Below are 18,637 nucleotides of genomic sequence, written 5' to 3'. Positions count from 1 at the left end.
ATCGCCTTCGCCGGCAAGCCGGCTCCTACAGTAATAAAAAAGGCGATCCATCCGGATCGCCTTTTTTATTACTTCACCACTTTCAAACTTGGCCGGCCGCTTGGGCGCGGTGGCTCGCTGTCCGGTGGCGGAAGATCGTCATCCGGTTCGATCTCTTCATCCTCGCCCATCGGCGGTTCCAGATCGAACACCATGCCCTGACCATTCTCCCGGGCGTAGATACCCAGGATCGATGCGATAGGCACATACAGCGTATGCGGCACACCACCGAAGCGGCCTTCGAAGCTCACAGCCTCGTTATCCATGTGCAAATGGCGCACGGCTTGTGGCGATACGTTCAATACAATTTGCCCGTCACTGGCAAAACCTTGCGGCACCTGGACCGATGGATATTCGGAATTGACCAGCATGTGCGGGGTGCAATCGTTGTCCACAATCCACTCGTAGAGCGCGCGGACCAGATAAGGTCGACTGGAGTTCATAGCGGCTCCTTAAGCCTTAGCGCATGTCGCGTTCGACACCAGACAGACTCGCCTGGAATGCCTCACGCGCAAACTGGCGCTCCATGTAATCAAGCAACGGCTTGGCAGGCCGTGGCAGTTCTATACCCAGAATCGGCAATCGCCAGAGTATTGGCAATAGGCAGCAATCCACCAGGCTTTGTTCCTCACTGAGGAAAAACGGCTTGTCGGCGAACAAAGGCGAGACGCCGGTCAGGCTTTCGCGCAACTCTTTACGCGCCACCGCGCGAGCGGCTTCCTTGGTTCGCGAATCCAGAATCAGATCCACCAGCCCACACCAGTCCCGCTGAATACGATGCATCAGCAGTCGACTGTTGGCACGCGCCACGGGATAAACCGGCAGGAGCGGCGGGTGCGGGTAACGCTCATCCAGGTATTCCATCACCACTGTAGATTCCCACAACGCCAGGTCACGATCGACCAGGGTGGGCAAACTGCCGTAAGGGTTCACTTCGATCAGTTTAGGCGGCTGACGGCCAGCTTCCACATAGATGATCTCGGCGCTGACACCCTTCTCTGCCAGTACGATTCGCACTCGGTGGGAATAGTGGTCGGCGGGGTCGGAGTAACAGGCCAACCGATTGGTCACGCCCATGGCGATCCTCCTCGCTTGTAGACATTATCGAAAGCGGAAAACGAGCGCGCCCAAAGGGCGCCTCCCGTAACGCCTGGCCAGCCAGGCTCGTTACACCTTCAGAGACGCCCTTGGGCGCGCGCGATTAACAGCAAGTGCTTGAAGCTTTATCAGTGCACGTCTTTCCAGTATTCACGCTTGAGCAAGTAAGCGAATACGAAGAAGAACGCCAGGTACAGCAATACATACGTACCGATGCGCTGATGTTGCAGCTTAACCGGGTTAGCCGAGTAAGCCAGGAAGGTTACCAGATTCTTGACCTTCTCATCGAACTGCTCTTCGGTCAAAGAACCGCTCTTCGGCACGATGGTCATCTGATCGCACGCCTCATGAGTCAGCGCCGTACCGGTCAACGGATCATATTGCTTCTTGCCGTCCTCGACGATCTGAACCTGCTTGCAACCGACGACCTGACGACCTTGCAGGCCGACCAGGACGTTAGGCATGCCGACGTTCGGGAAGACCTTGTTGTTCACACCCCAAGGGCGCGAAGGGTCTTCATAGAACGACCTCAGGTAACCGTAGAGCCAGTCAGTACCACGAACGCGAGCAACCAGAGTCAGGTCGGGCGGTGCAGCACCGAACCAGGTCTTGGCGTCAGCCGGCTGCATGCCGATGCTCATGTGGTCGCCAATCTTGGCGCCGGTGAACACCAGCTTCTCGAGCATCAGCTCGTGGGGAATGCCCAGGTCATCGGCCACACGCTCGTAGCGCTGGAACTTGGCGCTGTGGCAGCCCATGCAATAGTTGGCGAACGTACGCGCGCCATCCTGCATGGCTGCTTTATCGGAAACGTCGATGTCGACTTTTTCCAGTTCCGGGCTACCGTGCTCAGCAGCAAAAGCGAACACTGGCAGCGCAGCAAGCATCAATACAGCAAATAGTTTTTTCATCAGCCAGTCACCCTTTCCGGAACCGGTTTGGTCTTCTCGAGCCTGGTGTAGAACGGCATCAGAATGAAGTAGGCGAAGTACAGGAAGGTACATACCTGCGACAACAACGTACGCTCAGGGGTCGGGGCCAATACGCCCAGCACGCCCAGGATCACGAACGCGATGCAGAACACCCAGAGCCAGATCTTGCTCAGCCAACCCTTGTAGCGCATCGACTTGACCGGGCTGCGGTCCAGCCATGGCAGGACGAACAGCACAGCGATGGCTGCGCCCATGGCGATCACACCAAAGAGCTTGTCCGGAACCGCACGCAAAATGGCGTAGAACGGAGTGAAGTACCAGACCGGAGCGATGTGCTCTGGGGTCTTGAAGGCGTTTGCCACTTCAAAGTTCGGCTTCTCGAGGAAGTAACCACCCATTTCCGGGAAGAAGAACACGACGGAACAGAAGATGAACAGGAACACCACCACGCCGACGATATCTTTCACGGTGTAGTACGGGTGGAAAGCAATGCCGTCCAGCGGTACACCGTTTTCGTCCTTGTACTTCTTGATATCCACGCCGTCCGGGTTGTTCGAACCGACTTCGTGCAGTGCCAGAATGTGCAGCACCACCAGACCGAGAATGACGATCGGCAAGGCAACCACATGCAGCGCGAAGAAGCGGTTCAGGGTAATACCGGAAATCAGGTAGTCACCACGGATCCACTGAGTCAGGTCGTTACCGATGACCGGGATCGCACCGAACAGGGAGATGATCACCTGGGCACCCCAGTAGGACATCTGCCCCCACGGCAGCAGGTAACCCATGAAGGCTTCAGCCATCAGCGCCAGATAAATCAGCATGCCAAAGACCCACACCAGCTCACGGGGTTTCTGATACGAACCGTAGAGCAGGCCACGGAACATGTGCAGATAGACCACGATGAAGAACGCCGAAGCGCCGGTGGAGTGCAACAGGCGCAGGATCGAGCCGTACTCGACGTCGCGCATGATGTATTCGACGGAAGCGAAGGCTTCTTCCGCCGACGGGGTGTAGCTCATGGTCAGCCAGACACCGGTGACGATCTGGTTGACCAGAACGAGCAGCGCGAGGGATCCAAAGAAGTAGAAGAAGTTGAAGTTCTTCGGGGCGTAGTACTTGCTGAGATGGTCTTCCCACATTTTGGTCGCGGGAAAGCGTGCATCAACCCAATCCATGAACTTGTTCATCACGCTTTCTCCGTATCGACGCCGATGACAATGATCTCATCGGTCTCATAGGAATGCGGGGGAACTGGCAGGTTCAAAGGCGCAGGTTGCGACTTGTAGACGCGGCCAGCGAGGTCGTAGTGGGAACCGTGGCAAGGGCAGAAATAACCGCCTACCCAGTCCTTGCCCAAGTCAGCGGGGGCGACTTCGGGACGGAATGTCGGCGAGCAACCCAGGTGCGTGCAGATACCGATCAGCAGCAGAACTTCAGGTTTGATCGATCGGGTTTGCGGATCGACATAGGTCGGTTGTGTCGAGTTCTTGGAGGTCGGGTCAGACAACTGGCCCTCGATCTTCTTCAGATTCCCCAGGATTTCCTGTGTACGGCGGACGATGAACACCGGCTGACCGCGCCACTCAGCAATCATCTGCTGGCCTGGCTCGATTTTGCTGACATTCACTTTCACCGGTGCACCTGCGGCTTTCGCCTTGGCACTGGGAAACCATGACCCCACGAACGGGACCGCAGCCCCCACCGCTCCTGCAGCACCCACCACGGATGTGGCTGCTACCAAGAAGCGACGCCGGCCTGCATTCACGCCGTCATTGCTCATTCAGTCCTCTCCCATCAGCTTTGTGGCCTGTTAAATCAGGCATCTACTAAATAAAACTATGTACTTATAAAATTTTGCCGAATGGTAATGAAAAGCCCCAATTCTGACAAGGTAATTACCCTGGGGCGCTCCTCCCAAGCCTTGTAGTATAGGGCCTCTACGGATGTGGCAAGTTGTCACAGCGCAATTCTTTGATAAATCGCAGGCACAAAAAAACGCCCAGCTCCGTGAGGAAACTGGGCGTTCTTTTTTGAACGTGGAAGCGAATTAACGCTTCGAGTACTGCGGACGCTTACGCGCTTTACGCAGACCAACTTTCTTACGTTCAACTTCACGTGCATCGCGGGTTACGAAGCCAGCTTTACGCAGAGCGCTGCGCAGAGTTTCGTCGTAGTCCATCAGAGCGCGGGTGATGCCGTGGCGGATTGCGCCAGCTTGACCACTTACACCACCGCCGATCACGGTGACGTAGATGTCGAACTTCTCGACAGTCTCAGTCAATTCCAGCGGCTGACGAACTACCATGCGGGCAGTTTCGCGGCCGAAGAAATTATCCAGCGAACGGTTGTTGATGGAGATGTTACCAGTACCCGGACGCAGGAAAACGCGTGCGGTTGCGGTCTTGCGACGGCCAGTGCCGTAATTTTGAGTCGCCGACATAATGAACTATTCCGTTAAATCTTCAGTTCTTGGGGCTGCTGAGCAGTATGAGGGTGTGCAGCGCCCGCATAGACTTTCAGCTTACGGTACATGTCGCGACCCAGCGGGTTCTTAGGCAGCATGCCTTTGACCGCGGTCTCGATCACGCGCTCAGGGGCCTTGGCGATCAGCTTTTCAAAGTTGATCGACTTGATGCCGCCCGGGAAACCGGAGTGGGAGTAGTACATTTTGTCAGTGGTTTTAGCACCGGTAACACGGATCTGCTCAGCATTGATAACGACGATGTAGTCGCCGGTGTCAACGTGAGGAGTGTACTCAGGCTTGTGCTTGCCACGCAGACGGCTCGCGATTTCGGTGGCCAGACGACCCAGGGTCTGACCAGCAGCGTCGACGACAAACCAGTCGCGCTTTACTGTTTCCGGTTTAGCAGTAAAAGTTTTCATTCTTTATAGCCTCAGGGGCCGCCCTGTAAATTAGACGGCGGATCTTACTGAATAGTGCGTACTTTGACAAGTCAAAGGCAGCCGGATACAGACGCTTTCGGGGGCTCGGGTCGGCGCGTCCGTTCAACGGCAAGATTCTTCGGCGGCGGCGCATCACTTCCACTGCAGAAAGAGGTGCGCAATTATGCAGATTGCGAAAAATATTTCAACCTGCTTTTATGATTGTTTTGCCCAAGGAGCTCCCCGATGGAGTATCGCCAGCTAGGCCGGACCAATCTGAACGTGAGTGCAATCTGCCTCGGCACCATGACCTGGGGTGAGCAAAATAGCGAGGCTGAAGCCTTCGCCCAGATTGAGCGGGCCAAGAGCGCCGGGATCAATTTCATCGATACCGCCGAAATGTACCCAGTGCCGCCCAAGGCCGAAACCTACGCCACCACCGAACGCTACATCGGCAACTATTTCAAAAGTCGTGGCGATCGTGCCGACTGGATCCTGGCCAGCAAGATCGCCGGCCCCGGCAACACCATCGACTACATCCGCGACAAAAACCTGCGGCACAATCGACAGCACATCACCGAGGCCGTGAATGCGAGCCTCCAGCGCTTGCAGACCGATTACATCGACCTGTACCAACTGCACTGGCCGGAGCGCAGCACCAATTTCTTCGGGCAATTGGGCTACAAGCACAAGATCGAAGCCAATCTGACGCCGCTTGAGGACACGCTCGAAGCCCTCGATGAGCAGGTCAAGGCCGGCAAGATCCGCCACATCGGGCTGTCCAACGAAACCCCATGGGGCACCATGCGATTCCTCGCCCTCGCCGAAGCCCGTGGCTGGCCGCGCGCGGTGTCGATCCAGAACCCCTACAACCTGCTCAACCGCAGTTTCGAAGTCGGCCTGGCGGAAATCGCCATTCGCGAACAGTGCGGCTTGCTGGCTTATTCGCCGCTGGCGTTCGGTTTCCTGTCAGGCAAGTACGAAGGTGGCGCCCGCCCCCCAAAAGGCCGCCTGAGCCTCTACAGCCGCTTCAGCCGCTACTTCAACCCGCAGTCGGAAGCAGCGTGCAGCCGCTATGTGGCACTGGCCCGTGCGCACGGTCTGGACCCGGCGCAAATGGCCCTGGCATTCGTCACGCAACAACCGTTCGTGACCAGCAACATCATCGGGGCGACGACGCTTGAGCAACTGGAGAGCAATATTGGCAGTTTTGATCTGAAACTGTCGGAGGAAGTGCTGGAAGGGATCGAGGCGATTCACAAGGATCATCCGAACCCTGCCCCTTAACCCCCTCCTGTAGGAGCGAGCCTGCTCGCGATAAACCTGAGCACACCGCTGGGTGTCAGGCTATCAGCGTTGTCGTTGGCGACCATCGCGAGCAAGCTCGCTCCTACAGAGATCTGGCAATAATCTCCTTCATGATTTCATTGGTCCCCGCATAAATTCGCTGCACCCGCGCATCGGCCCATGCCCGGGCGATCGGGTATTCCCACATGAAGCCGTAGCCGCCGTGCAACTGCACGCACTCATCGAGAACCTTGCATTGCAGGTCAGTACCCCAGTACTTGGCCATCGCCGCCGTGGGCACGTCGAGCTTGCCTTGCAGGTGCAGCTCCAGGCAACGGTCGACAAAAACCCGGCCGATCTGAATTTCGGTGGCCATCTCCGCCAGTTTGAAACGGGTGTTCTGGAAATCGGCAATCGCCTTGCCGAACGCCTTGCGTTCGCGGGTGTAATCCAGGGTCCATTGCAACGCTGCTTCGGCTGAAGCCAGGCCGCCGATGGCCACGGTGAGGCGCTCCTGAGGCAGTTCCTGCATCAGGTAGGCAAACCCCATCCCGGCCTGGCCCAGCAGGTTCTCCTTGGGCACCCGGACGTCCTGAAAAAACAGCTCCGACGTATCCTGGGCCTTCATACCAACCTTTTCCAGACGCTTGCCCTTGTCGAAGCCCGGCGTATCGGCCTCCACCAGAAACAGGCTGGTACCCTTGGCGCCCGCCTTCGGATCGGTCTTGGCCACGACAATCACCAGGTCAGCGAGAAAACCGTTGGTGATGAAGGTCTTAGAGCCGTTGATCACATACTCGTCACCGTCCAGCACCGCCGTGGTCTTCACCCCCTGCAAGTCGGAGCCGGCACCCGGCTCGGTCATGGCGATGGCACTGACCATCTCTCCGGAGACCAGTTTCGGCAGGTATTTGTGTTTCAGCGTTTCACTACCGTAATGCAGGATATACGGCGCAACGATGTCCGAATGCAACGAGAAACCGATCCCGGTCAGCCCCAGGCGACCCACCTCCTCGATCACCACCGCACTGTAGAGAAAGTCCGCCCCCAGCCCGCCGTACTCTTCCGGCAGGTGCGAGCACAACATCCCCGCCTCCCCCGCCTTGTTCCAGAGTTTGCGGTCGATATAGCCTTGTTTCTCCCATTGTCCATGGAACGGCACGGCCTCTTTTTCGAGGAACGTTCGCACGCTGTCGCGGAAAAGTTCGTGCTCGGAACTGAACAAGGTTCTGGGGATCATGCGGCACCTGTCGTTGTTTTTTGTCGTCATTGACCTTCAGAGACTAAGCCCCGCGTCCGATACAGGACACTGGACACATCCGACAAAAAATAAGACGATCCAGCCGTCTGGTGACCACTTTCCCCTATAAGAATAAAGTTGAATTATGTCTAACCAAGCCTCCACGCCCTTGCGGCGCGTCAGCATCCTGGCTATCGACCGGGTTTTCGCTTCCACCCTCATGCAAGCCAAGGATTTCTTCCACCTCGCCAGCCTGCGCTACGGCAAACAACTGGGTCACGGCCTGGTCCCTGCGTTCGAAACCCGACTGGTCAGTCCTGACGGAAAACCGGTAAACAGTTTCAGCGATGTCATCATGCCGGTGGACGGCGGACTGGAAAACGCCGACATCATCGTCCTCCCCGCATTCTGGGATGACTTCGAATCCTTGTGCCGCCGCTACCCTCAAGTCCTGCCCTGGCTGCGCCAGCAACATGCGCGCGGCGCGGTTCTGTGTGGCGAGGCCACAGGTGTGTTCTGGCTGGCGGAGGCTGGGCTGCTCGACGGTAAGGAGGCGACCACCTACTGGCGCTTTTTCAATGCCTTCGCCGAACGTTTCCCGCGGGTCTACCTCAATCAGGACAAACACCTGACCGACGCCGATAACCTGTACTGCGCTGGCGGCACCACCTCCGCCTGCGATCTGTACATCTATCTGATCGAGCGGTTCTGCGGCGCCAATGTGTCCCAGGCCGTGGCTCGGGATATTCTCTACGAAGTGCAGCGCAGCTATTCCCCTGGACGCATTGGCTTCGGCGGGCAGAAACTGCACCAGGACGTGATCATCCTGCAGATCCAGCACTGGCTCGAAGAACACTTCGCCGACAAATTCCGCTTCGAAGACGTCGCCCGCGAACACGGCATGAGCATCCGCAACTTCATGCGCCGCTTCCAGACCGCCACCGGCGACAAGCCGCTGCACTACCTGCAACGCCTGCGCATCGAAACTGCCAAGGGCCTGCTGTCCGGCAGCCGCAAGAGCATCAAGACCATCAGCTACGAAGTCGGTTATGACGATGCGAGCTTCTTTGCTCGACTGTTCCGCCAACATACCGAATTGTCGCCGAACCAGTATCGGCAGCAGTTTCAACAAGCCGCGTAGGTTTAAAGCCAAGCACCAACCAAATGTGGGAGCGAGCCTGCTCGCGATAGCAGTTCAAAATTCAGTGCAGATGTCGACTGACACACCGCTATCGCGAGCAGGCGCGCTCCTACAGGGGTTCTTCAGCGCATAAAAAAGGGCCTGCATGTGCAGGCCCTTTTTCATTTTCTGAATCCTGTTAAGGCTTATGCGCCCGGGACAGGAATTCGTGGGACTGCATTTCCAGCAAACGGCTCAGGGTGCGCTGGAACTCGAAGTTCAAGCGGCCACCGGTGTACAGGTCCTTGAGCTCGACTTCGGCAGAAATGATCAGTTTCACGTTGCGGTCGTAGAATTCGTCGACCATGTTGATGAAGCGTCGGGCGATGTCGTCGGTGGTGACACTCATCTGCTCGACGCCGCTGAGCAGCACGGCGTGGAAGATCTTGCCCAGTTCGATGTAGTCGTTCTGGCTGCGCGGGCCGTCGCACAGTTCGCGGAAGTCGAACCAGGCCACGTCATCGCAGGTGCGCAGGGCGCGGATTTCGCGGTTCTCGATCATCAGCACATCGTTCTCGACCGCTGCCGTGCATTCCGGTGTCAGCGCACGGAAGCTTTTGCGCAGGCTTTCGTGGGACGCTTCGTCGAGCGGGAAGTGGAACAGTTCGGCTTGTTCGAGGTGACGCAGGCGATAATCGACGCCGCTGTCGACGTTAACGATTTCGGTGTTCTGCTTGATCAGCGCGATGGCTGGCAAGAAACGCGCGCGTTGCAGGCCGTCCTTATAGAGGCCGTCGGGCACGATGTTCGAGGTCGCGACCAGGGTCACACCGTTTTTGAACAGTTCTTCCATCAGGGTGCCGAGAATCATGGCGTCGGTGATGTCGGAGACGAAAAATTCATCGAAGCAGATCACGCGCGACTCGTTGGAGAAACGCTTGGCGATGATGGTCAGCGGGTTTTTCTCGCCACCCAGGGTCTTCATCTCTTCATGCACACGCTTCATGAAGCGGTGGAAGTGCGTGCGGGTCTTTTCCTTGAACGGCAGTGCTTCGAAGAAGGTATCGACCAGATACGTCTTGCCGCGACCTACGCCGCCCCAGAAGTACAGGCCCTTGACCGGGGTCTGATCCTTCTTGCCAAACAGTTTGCCCAGCAGGCCCGGTTTGTTCTGCTCGGCCGCGACCAGGTCGTCGTACAGGCGCTGCAGATGACGCACCGCGGTTTCCTGCGCAGCGTCATGGAAGAATTCCGGGCGTTTCAGATCAGCTTGATATCGTTCTAGGGGCGTCATAATTCGTTAGCAAGGCAACAAAAACGGGCCGTCACTGTAGCGACGGCCCGTGGGAATGGCAATCGGCCCTTGGTATGACCGATCCGTTGATTATTCCTGAACCGGCGTCAGGGCGATCCGCAAAGTCTCGATCGCAGCATCCCGGGCGGCGCTGTCAGCGAACGCCGGGCTGTCCCCAACGCACTCGCCTTCCAGCCAGACACTGAAACTCAGGTCCTCACTGCGCACATCCAGCGCCTGACCCGATTGCAGCTGCTTGGTCACCTGGCCTGCGGTTTTGCCATCGGCAAAGTTGCGCGACAACAACAGTTGCACACCATCGGCGGCCAGCAGACGGAAACGGAAACTACCGTCGTCTTCGCGGAAGCTGACGAAACGCGCAGCCTTCGCGGCTTTCTTCTTGGTGGTCGTTGCCACTTGCGTCTGTGCAACGAAAGAACGCAGACCCACTGCTTCACGCAGTTCGTTAAGGAACGGCGTCGCCACCGCACGGGCCTTTTTCGCACCGTGTTGCAGGATGTCTTCCAGATCTGCCGGACGCTCGATCAACTGGTGATAGCGCTCGCGGGATTCACCCAGTTCGTTGTCCAGCAGCTGGAAAAGGCGATTCTTCGCTTCGCCCCAACCCAGGCCCTGCAACAATTCGCTGCGGAACTCGTCGGACTGCGCCGGGGTAGCAAACGCCTGGAACAGGGTGAACAGGTGGGAATTGTCCGGATCCTTCGCTTCGCCCGGCGCGCGGGAGTCGGTGACGATCCGCGAAATCGCGTCCTTCATCTCTTTGGCGCTGCTGAACAGAGGAATGGTGTTGTCGTAGCTCTTCGACATCTTGCGGCCGTCGAGGCCCGGCAGCGTGGCGACGCTTTCTTCGATCAGTGCCTCGGGCATGGTGAAGAACTCTTTGCCCTGGCCAAACAGATGGTTGAAGCGTTGGCCAATGTCCCGCGCCATTTCCACGTGCTGGATCTGGTCACGACCGACCGGCACCTTGTGTGCGTTGAACATCAAGATGTCCGCGGCCATCAGCACCGGGTAGCTGTACAGGCCCATGGTGATGCCGGCGTCCGGGTCTTCACCGGTCTCGACGTTCTTGTCCACCGAGGCCTTGTAGGCATGGGCACGGTTGAGCAGGCCCTTGGCCGCCACACAGGTCAGCAGCCACGTCAGCTCGGGGATCTCCGGGATATCGGACTGGCGGTAGAAGGTCACACGGTCCACATCCAGCCCACCGGCCAGCCAGGTCGCGGCGATTTCCAGACGCGAGCGCTGGATGCGCAGCGGGTCATCGCATTTGATCAGGGCGTGGTAGTCGGCCAGGAAATAGAACGAATCGGCATTGCTGTCACGGCTGGCGACGATCGCCGGGCGGATGGCACCGGCGTAGTTGCCCAGGTGCGGCGTGCCGGTGGTGGTGATGCCGGTGAGGATACGGGTATGGGTCGTCATGGGTAATCGCTTGTCAGACTGCAATCAATTCGAGAGACGCGGCAGGATCAGATCCTTGAGATCGGTCAGCTTGCCATGAAAAAAGTGTCCGCATTCTGCCACTTTCAGCAGCTCATGGGGACGTTCGAGCTTGTCGGACCATTGATAAACGACTTGCGGATCGATGACTTCGTCGGTTTCCGGCTGAATCAGGGTCAGTTCGCCATGTTGCGGCAGTTGATCCTGATCCCCCAGGCGCATGACCGCCGGCGCGACCATGAACAGGTGCTTGATCTCCTCGCCCTGCGCTTCCAGGCGTCCGCCGAGACTTGCTGCAACAAAACCGCCGAAGGAAAAACCGAACAGGGTCAGGGGCAACTCCGGGTGTCTGGCCCGAAACCATTCAGCCACGGCCTGGGCATCATCGACTTCGCCGGTGCCCATATCGTGAGTGCCTTCGCTGGCACCGACGCCACGGTAGTTGAAACGCAGGGTGATCAACCCGGCATCGCGAGCGGTGCGTTGCAGGGTCGACACCACTTTGTTGAGCATGGTGCCGCCCTGTACCGGGTTTGGATGGCAGATGAGCGCGAGGCCGCGCGGTTGCTCACTGTCCAGGTACAGTGCTTCCAATTGGCCTGCCGGGCCGTCAATCACTACAGGGGTTTCGCGCATAAGCAAGGAAGGAACTCCGTGACCTTGAATCGGGTCGACTCGTCTAGCAAATTGTCTGTGGCTGTCTATTGCGAGTGAATCGCGGTATACAGCGCAGGTTCGAGCCGTTAACGTAAAGCAAAGCCGTTTATAGAGGAAGGACTCGTGGAACACTCGCTCTTAGTTTGGTTGTTACCGACTCTTGCCCTGGTTGTGGGTGTCGCCATTGGATTCCTGATCGCTCGCCTTGCGCCGAATGCCGCGCCTAGCAGCACGCAACGTCAGCTGGACGATATTCAGGAACGTTTCGACAGTTATCAGAACGAGGTGGTGACCCACTTCAACAGCACTGCGACACTGGTCAAGAAACTGACTCAGAGCTATCAGGAAGTGCAGGATCATCTCGCCGAGGGTGCCAACCGCCTGGCCCTGGACGAGCAGACCCGCCAACGCTTGCTGGCCTCCCTGCACGCCGACGCGGCGCAGGCTCCACGGGAACGCCTGACGCCACCGCGCAATCAGGAACCGCCGCGCGACTACGCACCAAAAGCCCCGAACTCCCCAGGCATGCTCGATGAGCACTACGGCCTGAAGAAGTAAGCAAGCCCCCTTTAGGAACACAAAAAAAACCGCCCGATCTGTTGAGGATCGGGCGGTTTTTTTTACACCTGGGGTTCAGTCAGGCGATCAAGGGTACTGCTGCACGGTGCCTTACTGCTGGGCGCCATATTGCTGGCCCGGAATCGCCTTGAGGTTGACCTCTACACGGCGGTTCTGAGCCCGGCCGTTGGTGTCTGCGTTGCTGGCAACCGGACTGTCCGGGCCGGCGCCACGGGCGCTGAGGTTCGTACCGCTCACACCTTGCGAGGTCAGGTAAGTCGCAACGCTCTGGGCCCGACGCTGGGACAGGTCCATGTTGTGCTGACGACTGCCGGTGCTGTCGGTGTAGCCAACGATTTCGATCTGGTTCTGGTTGAACTCTTTCAGCGAACCGGCCAGATTATTCAACGGCTGGTAGAAGCTGGAAGCGATATTCGCCGAATCGGTGGCGAATGTGATGTTGCCCGGCATGATCAGCTTGATCTGATCGCCCTGACGCTGCACTTCAACACCGGTGTTGGCCATGCTGGCACGCAGTTTTTTCTCCTGCTGATCAGCGTAGTAGCCATAACCGGCAGCGGAAGCACCCACTACCGCAGCGCCGATCAGCGCGCCCTTGCCACGGTTATCATGGTTGATGGCGGCACCGGCCAACGCGCCGGCCAGAGCGCCGAGGCCGCCGTATTTGGCGGTTTTGCTCATGCCTTCGGAGCCGCTATCCGCCTGGCCCTGGGCCTGGCCACCGCCGTATGGGTTAGGCGAGGCGCAACCGGATAAAACGGCCACAGCCGTAGCGACAATAATCAAACGACGCGTGGTGAACATGTAGAACTCCTACTTTTTTACATTCTGTGGTGCAACGGACATAAGCATCGAACCTTTGCGGGCGTTGGATCGTTTCCGCAGGTGAAAATTCCACGTGTTACAAATCAGGCACGAACAAAAGGATTTTCGCGCATTTCATCACCCAGACGGGTATCCGGACCATGCCCGGTCACCACCGTCGCCTCTTCGTCGAGCGTATACAGACGCTGCTTGATCGAGCGCACGATAGTCGCCTGATCGCCACCCCACAAATCCGTACGCCCTACCCCGCGACGAAACAGGGTGTCACCGGCAATCAGCAGCTTAGCCTCTGAAAACCAAAAGCTCATGGAACCCGGTGTATGACCTGGTGTGTGCAATGCCACACCGCAACCGCAAGCCAACTCTTCATCGTCAGCCAGCCAGCGATCCGGCGACGGCACCGGCGTATAGGGAACACCAAACATCTGGCACTGCATCTCCAGGTTATCCCAGAGGAATTGATCTTCCTTGTGCAGGTGCAGGGTCGCGCCGGTTTTTTCCTTCAGCTGACCCGACGCCAGGAAGTGGTCGAGGTGCGCATGGGTATGAATAATGCTGATGACCTTCAAGCCCAAGGCATCGAGACGGGCAAGGATCAGCTCGTGATTGCCCCCCGGATCAACGACGATGGCCTTTTTCGTCACCGGATCGCCGATGATCGTGCAGTTGCACTGCAAAGGGCCTACGGGGAAGGTTTCGCGAATGAGGGTGGGCTGCTGGGACATCGGGGCCTGCTCGATAAACGGGGACGAGGGATTTTCGCACAATTGAGTATTCCGCGATTTACCCTGCGGTGAAACGTGAAAAATCCTTAACCCAACACCCCCAATTCCTTGGCCCGCGCTACAGCCTGCGTACGCCGTTCAACGCCAAGCTTGCTGTTGATGTGGCTGGCATGGGTTTTGACGGTGTGCAGGGAGATGAACAGCTGATCGCTGATTTCCTGGTTCGAGCAACCTTGGGCGATCAAACGCAAAACGGCCATTTCCCGGGTACTCAGTTGTTCAGCCGGCAGGGCAGGCTCCAGCGCCGGACGATTTGCCAATGCCGGCAATTTTTCTGAAAGGTCCTGTGAAACGGTGGTCGCCTCACAGCTTTGCAGTTGTCCGCGAAGCCAGTCCGGATGTTCGGCCAACAATCCTTCAAACGGTTGCAGCGCGCCCCCTGCAGCGGCATCCAGCGCCTGAGCCAGCGCCTTGCGCGCCTCGGGCTCGCGACCGTTGCCCAGCAACAAAGAGACTTTTTGAGTCAGGGCCATCGCACTGAGCAACTGCCGGCCAGTTTGCTGCCCCTGTTCGAGCAGCGCATTCAAACGCCCTTCGGCCAACATCGGTTGTCCCTGAATGACTTCCAGCAGGGCCTGTTGCAGTTCGATATGCAGGGGAAGTTGCGGGTGGAACTCCGGGGGCGATGCCGGGTGTCCACCGTTATAGGTCTGCCCCAGTCGCGCCAGCCAGGCTTCGGCCAGATCGATACGCCCCTGGGCCAGCCAGAGTTCGCATTTGACCAGGGTGATCATCGCCAGATAATAAATGGGCGGCACGTCCCAGATATGCATCAGACGTTCGGCTTCGGCCAGCTCTGCAAAGGCCTTGGCGAATTCGCCGCTGCTGCCTTCAAGTCGGGCGATGACACAGTGGCCGATCAGTACGCTGATGTCGCGACAGGCTCTGGCCTCGCTCAAGCCAACCTGCAAACGCACCCGAGCCGCTTGCGGTTGCAGGCGTAGCGCTAGCAGAAAACCTTCGTACAACGTCAGGCGTGCGCGTACGGCATAGAGTCGTTGCGGTGACAGCCCTTGCAAGCGTTGCAGCCCCTGCCGGACTTCATTCAGCGAACGCAGGATTTCCCCTCGTGCTTGCAGCACTCGCGCGCGGTCGTAGTGGGCCAGCGCTTCGAATAATGGATTGCCGACCCGTTGCGCCAGCTCCAGTGAATCACGGTTCAGCCCACGCGCACGCCACAAATCACCGTCGGCAATGGCCAGGTTGGACAGGGTCGAGAGACACATAAGCCGCTGACCGTAACGCTTACACGGAAGGCTTTCCAGCGCTTCGGTGCAATAGCGCAACGTGAGTTCACGGTTACCACGCCCACGGGCGATGATCCCGCTCAAGGCCAGCCATTGCGCCAGCATCGACTTTTGCGCAGTGGCTGACGGGGCGGGCAGGAAGCGGCTCAAATGACTGGCCAGTTCCTCGGCGGCATCCAGCTGACAAGCCATCCCCAGCGCCCAGCTGTAGAGCACGATCAGCCGTGGCGTGCTGATCAGCAGGCTGTCGGGCAAGTCCATTTTCCAGCGCAGCAACATACCGACGTTCTGCTCGGCCAGCAGTTGTTCCTCCGACAGGTTTTGCACCAGGTTCGCCGCGACGTCCAGATGTCCGGCACGCAACGCCTGCTCTACCGCTTCATCGAGTAACCCCTGGGCATTGAACCAGCGACAGGCGCGCAGGTGCAGGCTGGCGGCCGGCACCATCGACTGGATAGCGGGCCGCGAGCGCAGCAGGTCGGAAAACAGATGATGATAGCGATACCAGTGACCATGTTCGTCCAGCGGTACCAGGAACACCTGGTGGGCTGCCAGAAAGCGCAGGATCTCGGCACTGTCATGGGCGTCTCGCACGGCGTCGCACAGTTCGCTGCAGAAACGCTCCTGGGGCGCGGTGTCGTAGAGAAAGGCCTGCACCTCGGCGGGCAGGCAATCGATCACTTCTTCAAGCAGGTAATCGCGGATCAGGCCTTCCCCGCCGTGAAGCGCCTGGGGCAAGGCGCCTTGCGTGCCAGCTTCCGACGCCGCCAACAGCCAGAAACGCAACCCGGCCACCCAGCCTTCGCTGCGCTGGATCAGGCTTTCCAGCGCCTCACCGCGCAAGGAACTACTGTGACGGGCGAGCAGACTCAAGGCTTCATCGTGGGTCAGGCGCAGGTCTTGCTCGTGCAATTCCAGCAGCTGCCGCGACAGACGAAGCCGTGCCAGGTGCCAATCAGGACGCTGACGACTGGTGACCATCACCAACAGGCCATCGGGAAGGTGGTTGAGGAAAAATTGCAGGCAACGATCCAAAACCGGTCCCTGGGCCAGATGATAGTCATCGAGCACCAGCAACAGCGGCGTCGCCGTCGACAGGTGCACGGCCAGTTCGTCGAGCAATCCGTCCAGCCATTCTTCGAAGGCAAAGGGCTGATGGCGCTGACGCATTTTCAGCAGCCCGAGAGACTGCCTGCCCAGTTGTGGATAAAAATCCTGAAGGCCTTCGAGCAATCGCTCGAGGAATCGGCCCGGGTCGCTGTCCCTCGGACTCAAGCCCAGCCACAGACTTTGCCAATGCGCCGGCAGCGCCTGACAGAACTCCACCGCCAATGAACTCTTGCCGAACCCCGCTGGAGCGCTCACCAACAGCAGCCTGCCGCCGAGCCCCGCACTCAGGCGCTCGCACAGTCGCGGGCGCAGCACATGGCCGTCGGGCAATGGCGGTCGGAAAAAGCGCCCGTCCAGCGCGGTGATCGCGACGCTTGCAGGACCTGGTGGTGGGGTCAGATCAGTCATGGCCGGCTCTTGTTTGAATTGCGGGTGGCGGCGTTGCAGATGTCCGCAGACTAGCGGTAAACGATGAGGGAATGAAGATAATTGCTACAAATGGCTACAAAAAGTCTACGAACCGCCAACTGCAGGAGCGAGCCTGCTCGCGAAAAACCCGAGGGCGCCGCGGGGTGTCAGGTTTTACGCGTTATCGTTGGCGACCATCGCGAGCAAGCTCGCTCCTACAGTGGGACCGCTTCGACCAAAAAAAAACGCCCCGAACCAGTCGGGGCGTTTTCTGAGGATGCGGCCTCGGTTTTCCAGAAGTTAGCGAATACCATCCTGACGCAAGGCGTTCGGGGTGAAGTCCGCAGTGCTGGCGGTGAAGCCGAAGTCATACGCCGACTTCTCTTCGTTTTTCATGCCCAGTGCCAGGTAACGGCCCGATTGCAGGTCGTACAGGGCCTCCAGGGTGTACCACGGCACCTGAACGTTGTAGTAGTTCTGGGAGTGAGCTTCCGCCACACGCCAGAGTTGATTGCGACCGTCGTAGTGGTCGATCACCGCCGCCTGCCAGGTGTCCTCGTCGATGTAGAAGTCACGTTTGGCGTAGATGTGGCGCTGACCTTCCTTCAAGGTTGCCACCACATGCCAGACCCGGCGCAGCTCGTAGCGAGCCAGGTCCTGGTTGATGTGGCCGGCCTTGATGATGTCGGCGTACTTGAGCTTCGGATCGTCGAGCTTGTAGGCATCGGAGGCGATGTACATCTCTTTCTTGCCTTCGAGCTTCCAGTCGTAACGATCCGGTGCACCGTTGTACATGTCCAGGTTGTCGGAGGTACGCAGACCGTCGGCGGCGGTACCCGGGCCGTCATAGGACACTTGAGGCGCACGACGCACGCGACGCTGACCGGCGTTGTAGACCCACGCCGAACGCGGTTCCGCGACCTGGTCGAGAGTCTCGTGCACCAGCAACACACCACCGGCCAGGCGTGCGGGCGCGGTCACTTTCTGCTTGAAGTAGAACAGGATGTTGCCTGGATTCGACGCGTCATAATCCTTCATCTTGTCGCGGAATACGAACTGGTCCTGGAAGTACACCAGGCTGAACGAACCGTTCGCCTGCGGCGTGGCCTGGGTCACCAGACGGGTCACGCTGCCACCGCGATAACGGGTGATGTGGTTCCAGATGACTTCCACGCCGTTTTTCGGGATTGGGAACGGTACCGCGGTATCAAAGTTTTTCAGACCGTTGCCGCCGGACACCAGCTCCGTGTTGGTGGCGTTCTTCTTGATGGCGGCGAACACGTCATCCGGCACGGTGGCACCGCGATGGGACGGGTAAACCGGCATCTTGAAGGTTTCCGGGTAGCGCTTGAACATCGCATATTGTCCCGGAGCGAGCTTGTCCTTGTACTGTTCGACGTTTTGCGCCGTGATGATGAACAGCGGTTTTTCGCTGGCGTACGGATCGGACAGGAAACCCTTGCTGTCGGCTGTACCGGCATTTTTCGGCATCGGCTTCCAGGCTGGAATCGAACCGTCGGCGTTACCCGCCATCTCGGCCCCCATCGGGGTCAGGCTCTTGCCCAGCTTGTCCGCTTCGGCCGCCGGGACCGCCGCCATTACGCTGGTCGCCAGCAACGAAAGACCCAGGACACCGGCGTGGAACAGACTCTTTGTTATTTTCATG

General features: G+C 58.5%; 18 protein-coding genes. 3 read left to right on the top strand and 15 right to left on the bottom strand.

What is annotated here, in order from left to right:
- Positions 1–68: 68 nt before the first annotated feature.
- The 7 genes from GPL81_RS29590 to rplM all read right to left on the bottom strand — a co-directional run bounded on the left by GPL81_RS29590 (position 69) and on the right by rplM (position 4,955).
- Positions 69–482 (bottom strand): ClpXP protease specificity-enhancing factor, encoded by a 414-nt coding sequence (locus GPL81_RS29590; protein WP_096509145.1) that lies wholly within the window; start codon positions 480–482, stop codon positions 69–71.
- Between the two features lie 16 nt (positions 483–498).
- Complete coding sequence (locus tag GPL81_RS29585) at positions 499–1,116, bottom strand: glutathione S-transferase N-terminal domain-containing protein (protein ID WP_007989864.1); 618 nt, start codon at positions 1,114–1,116, stop codon at positions 499–501.
- 149 nt (positions 1,117–1,265) lie between these two features.
- Positions 1,266–2,048: a cytochrome c1 gene (locus GPL81_RS29580; RefSeq protein WP_160109608.1), complete on the bottom strand. Its 783-nt coding sequence runs from the start codon at positions 2,046–2,048 to the stop codon at positions 1,266–1,268.
- Positions 2,048–3,259, bottom strand: coding sequence for a cytochrome b (locus tag GPL81_RS29575; RefSeq protein WP_160109607.1), 1,212 nt, complete (start codon positions 3,257–3,259; stop codon positions 2,048–2,050). The genes GPL81_RS29580 and GPL81_RS29575 overlap by 1 nt, the downstream gene beginning before the upstream one ends.
- A complete protein-coding gene (petA, locus tag GPL81_RS29570; RefSeq protein WP_096509142.1) occupies positions 3,259–3,852 on the bottom strand; it encodes a ubiquinol-cytochrome c reductase iron-sulfur subunit in 594 nt (197 codons plus the stop codon). Before petA ends, GPL81_RS29575 begins: the two co-directional genes overlap by 1 nt.
- A gap of 267 nt (positions 3,853–4,119) precedes the next feature.
- On the bottom strand, positions 4,120–4,512 hold the full coding sequence (gene rpsI / locus GPL81_RS29565) for a 30S ribosomal protein S9 (protein WP_003228056.1): 393 nt from the start codon (positions 4,510–4,512) through the stop codon (positions 4,120–4,122).
- A 14-nt stretch (positions 4,513–4,526) separates the two neighbouring features.
- Positions 4,527–4,955: a 50S ribosomal protein L13 gene (gene rplM, locus GPL81_RS29560; RefSeq protein ID WP_003228062.1), complete on the bottom strand. Its 429-nt coding sequence runs from the start codon at positions 4,953–4,955 to the stop codon at positions 4,527–4,529.
- A 246-nt stretch (positions 4,956–5,201) separates the two neighbouring features.
- On the opposite strand from rplM, the gene GPL81_RS29555 reads away from it, so the two are divergent.
- Complete coding sequence (locus GPL81_RS29555) at positions 5,202–6,242, top strand: NADP(H)-dependent aldo-keto reductase (protein WP_160109606.1); 1,041 nt, start codon at positions 5,202–5,204, stop codon at positions 6,240–6,242.
- 103 nt (positions 6,243–6,345) lie between these two features.
- Here GPL81_RS29555 and GPL81_RS29550 read toward each other — a convergent pair whose 3' ends face one another.
- Positions 6,346–7,482 (bottom strand): acyl-CoA dehydrogenase family protein, encoded by a 1,137-nt coding sequence (locus tag GPL81_RS29550; protein ID WP_096509140.1) that lies wholly within the window; start codon positions 7,480–7,482, stop codon positions 6,346–6,348.
- A gap of 220 nt (positions 7,483–7,702) precedes the next feature.
- On the opposite strand from GPL81_RS29550, the gene GPL81_RS29545 reads away from it, so the two are divergent.
- Positions 7,703–8,623 carry a GlxA family transcriptional regulator gene (locus GPL81_RS29545; protein WP_172901650.1) on the top strand — a complete coding sequence of 307 codons (921 nt, stop codon included), beginning with the start codon at positions 7,703–7,705 and terminating at the stop codon, positions 8,621–8,623.
- A 178-nt stretch (positions 8,624–8,801) separates the two neighbouring features.
- On the opposite strand, the gene zapE is transcribed toward GPL81_RS29545, so the two are convergent.
- The 3 genes from zapE to GPL81_RS29530 form a co-directional block, all read right to left on the bottom strand.
- Positions 8,802–9,896, bottom strand: a complete 1,095-nt coding sequence (gene zapE, locus GPL81_RS29540) for a cell division protein ZapE (RefSeq protein WP_160109605.1) — start codon at positions 9,894–9,896, stop codon at positions 8,802–8,804.
- A 90-nt stretch (positions 9,897–9,986) separates the two neighbouring features.
- On the bottom strand, positions 9,987–11,342 hold the full coding sequence (locus tag GPL81_RS29535) for a tryptophan--tRNA ligase (protein ID WP_160109604.1): 1,356 nt from the start codon (positions 11,340–11,342) through the stop codon (positions 9,987–9,989).
- Positions 11,343–11,366: 24 nt separating this feature from the next.
- Positions 11,367–11,996, bottom strand: coding sequence for an alpha/beta hydrolase (locus GPL81_RS29530; protein WP_160109603.1), 630 nt, complete (start codon positions 11,994–11,996; stop codon positions 11,367–11,369).
- A gap of 144 nt (positions 11,997–12,140) precedes the next feature.
- Here GPL81_RS29530 and GPL81_RS29525 point away from each other — a divergent pair, with 144 nt between their 5' ends.
- A complete protein-coding gene (locus GPL81_RS29525) occupies positions 12,141–12,575 on the top strand; it encodes a Z-ring associated ZapG family protein (RefSeq protein ID WP_096509135.1) in 435 nt (144 codons plus the stop codon).
- Positions 12,576–12,686: 111 nt separating this feature from the next.
- Here the strand turns inward: GPL81_RS29525 and GPL81_RS29520 are convergent, their stop codons facing one another.
- The 4 genes from GPL81_RS29520 to GPL81_RS29505 all read right to left on the bottom strand — a co-directional run bounded on the left by GPL81_RS29520 (position 12,687) and on the right by GPL81_RS29505 (position 18,636).
- Entirely contained in the window at positions 12,687–13,400 is a 714-nt protein-coding gene (locus GPL81_RS29520; RefSeq protein ID WP_096509134.1) for a YiaD family glycine zipper/OmpA-like lipoprotein, read from the bottom strand.
- Positions 13,401–13,504: 104 nt separating this feature from the next.
- On the bottom strand, positions 13,505–14,146 hold the full coding sequence (locus tag GPL81_RS29515) for an MBL fold metallo-hydrolase (RefSeq protein ID WP_160109602.1): 642 nt from the start codon (positions 14,144–14,146) through the stop codon (positions 13,505–13,507).
- An 86-nt stretch (positions 14,147–14,232) separates the two neighbouring features.
- A complete protein-coding gene (locus GPL81_RS29510; RefSeq protein ID WP_160109601.1) occupies positions 14,233–16,971 on the bottom strand; it encodes a winged helix-turn-helix domain-containing protein in 2,739 nt (912 codons plus the stop codon).
- A gap of 300 nt (positions 16,972–17,271) precedes the next feature.
- The gene (locus tag GPL81_RS29505) at positions 17,272–18,636 is read right to left on the bottom strand and encodes a DUF1329 domain-containing protein (RefSeq protein ID WP_160109600.1); all 1,365 of its coding nucleotides are present in this window, start codon (positions 18,634–18,636) and stop codon (positions 17,272–17,274) included.
- Position 18,637 lies beyond the last annotated feature (1 nt).

The organism is Pseudomonas izuensis (assembly GCF_009861505.1).
Lineage (GTDB): Bacteria > Pseudomonadota > Gammaproteobacteria > Pseudomonadales > Pseudomonadaceae > Aquipseudomonas > Aquipseudomonas izuensis.
This window is presented reverse-complemented; position numbering and strand designations above follow the sequence as displayed.

Excerpts from the sequence above, each read along its gene's own strand:
- GPL81_RS29590 (WP_096509145.1), bottom strand. The coding sequence starts at position 482 with ATGAACTCCAGTCGACCTTATCTGGTCCGCGCGCTCTACGAGTGGATT.
- GPL81_RS29585 (WP_007989864.1), bottom strand. The coding sequence starts at position 1,116 with ATGGGCGTGACCAATCGGTTGGCCTGTTACTCCGACCCCGCCGACCAC.
- GPL81_RS29580 (WP_160109608.1), bottom strand. The coding sequence starts at position 2,048 with ATGAAAAAACTATTTGCTGTATTGATGCTTGCTGCGCTGCCAGTGTTC.
- GPL81_RS29575 (WP_160109607.1), bottom strand. The coding sequence starts at position 3,259 with ATGAACAAGTTCATGGATTGGGTTGATGCACGCTTTCCCGCGACCAAA.
- petA (WP_096509142.1), bottom strand. The coding sequence starts at position 3,852 with ATGAGCAATGACGGCGTGAATGCAGGCCGGCGTCGCTTCTTGGTAGCA.
- rpsI (WP_003228056.1), bottom strand. The coding sequence starts at position 4,512 with ATGTCGGCGACTCAAAATTACGGCACTGGCCGTCGCAAGACCGCAACC.
- rplM (WP_003228062.1), bottom strand. The coding sequence starts at position 4,955 with ATGAAAACTTTTACTGCTAAACCGGAAACAGTAAAGCGCGACTGGTTT.
- GPL81_RS29555 (WP_160109606.1), top strand. The coding sequence starts at position 5,202 with ATGGAGTATCGCCAGCTAGGCCGGACCAATCTGAACGTGAGTGCAATC.
- GPL81_RS29550 (WP_096509140.1), bottom strand. The coding sequence starts at position 7,482 with ATGATCCCCAGAACCTTGTTCAGTTCCGAGCACGAACTTTTCCGCGAC.
- GPL81_RS29545 (WP_172901650.1), top strand. The coding sequence starts at position 7,703 with ATGCAAGCCAAGGATTTCTTCCACCTCGCCAGCCTGCGCTACGGCAAA.
- zapE (WP_160109605.1), bottom strand. The coding sequence starts at position 9,896 with ATGACGCCCCTAGAACGATATCAAGCTGATCTGAAACGCCCGGAATTC.
- GPL81_RS29535 (WP_160109604.1), bottom strand. The coding sequence starts at position 11,342 with ATGACGACCCATACCCGTATCCTCACCGGCATCACCACCACCGGCACG.
- GPL81_RS29530 (WP_160109603.1), bottom strand. The coding sequence starts at position 11,996 with ATGCGCGAAACCCCTGTAGTGATTGACGGCCCGGCAGGCCAATTGGAA.
- GPL81_RS29520 (WP_096509134.1), bottom strand. The coding sequence starts at position 13,400 with ATGTTCACCACGCGTCGTTTGATTATTGTCGCTACGGCTGTGGCCGTT.
- GPL81_RS29515 (WP_160109602.1), bottom strand. The coding sequence starts at position 14,146 with ATGTCCCAGCAGCCCACCCTCATTCGCGAAACCTTCCCCGTAGGCCCT.
- GPL81_RS29510 (WP_160109601.1), bottom strand. The coding sequence starts at position 16,971 with ATGACTGATCTGACCCCACCACCAGGTCCTGCAAGCGTCGCGATCACC.
- GPL81_RS29505 (WP_160109600.1), bottom strand. The coding sequence starts at position 18,636 with ATGAAAATAACAAAGAGTCTGTTCCACGCCGGTGTCCTGGGTCTTTCG.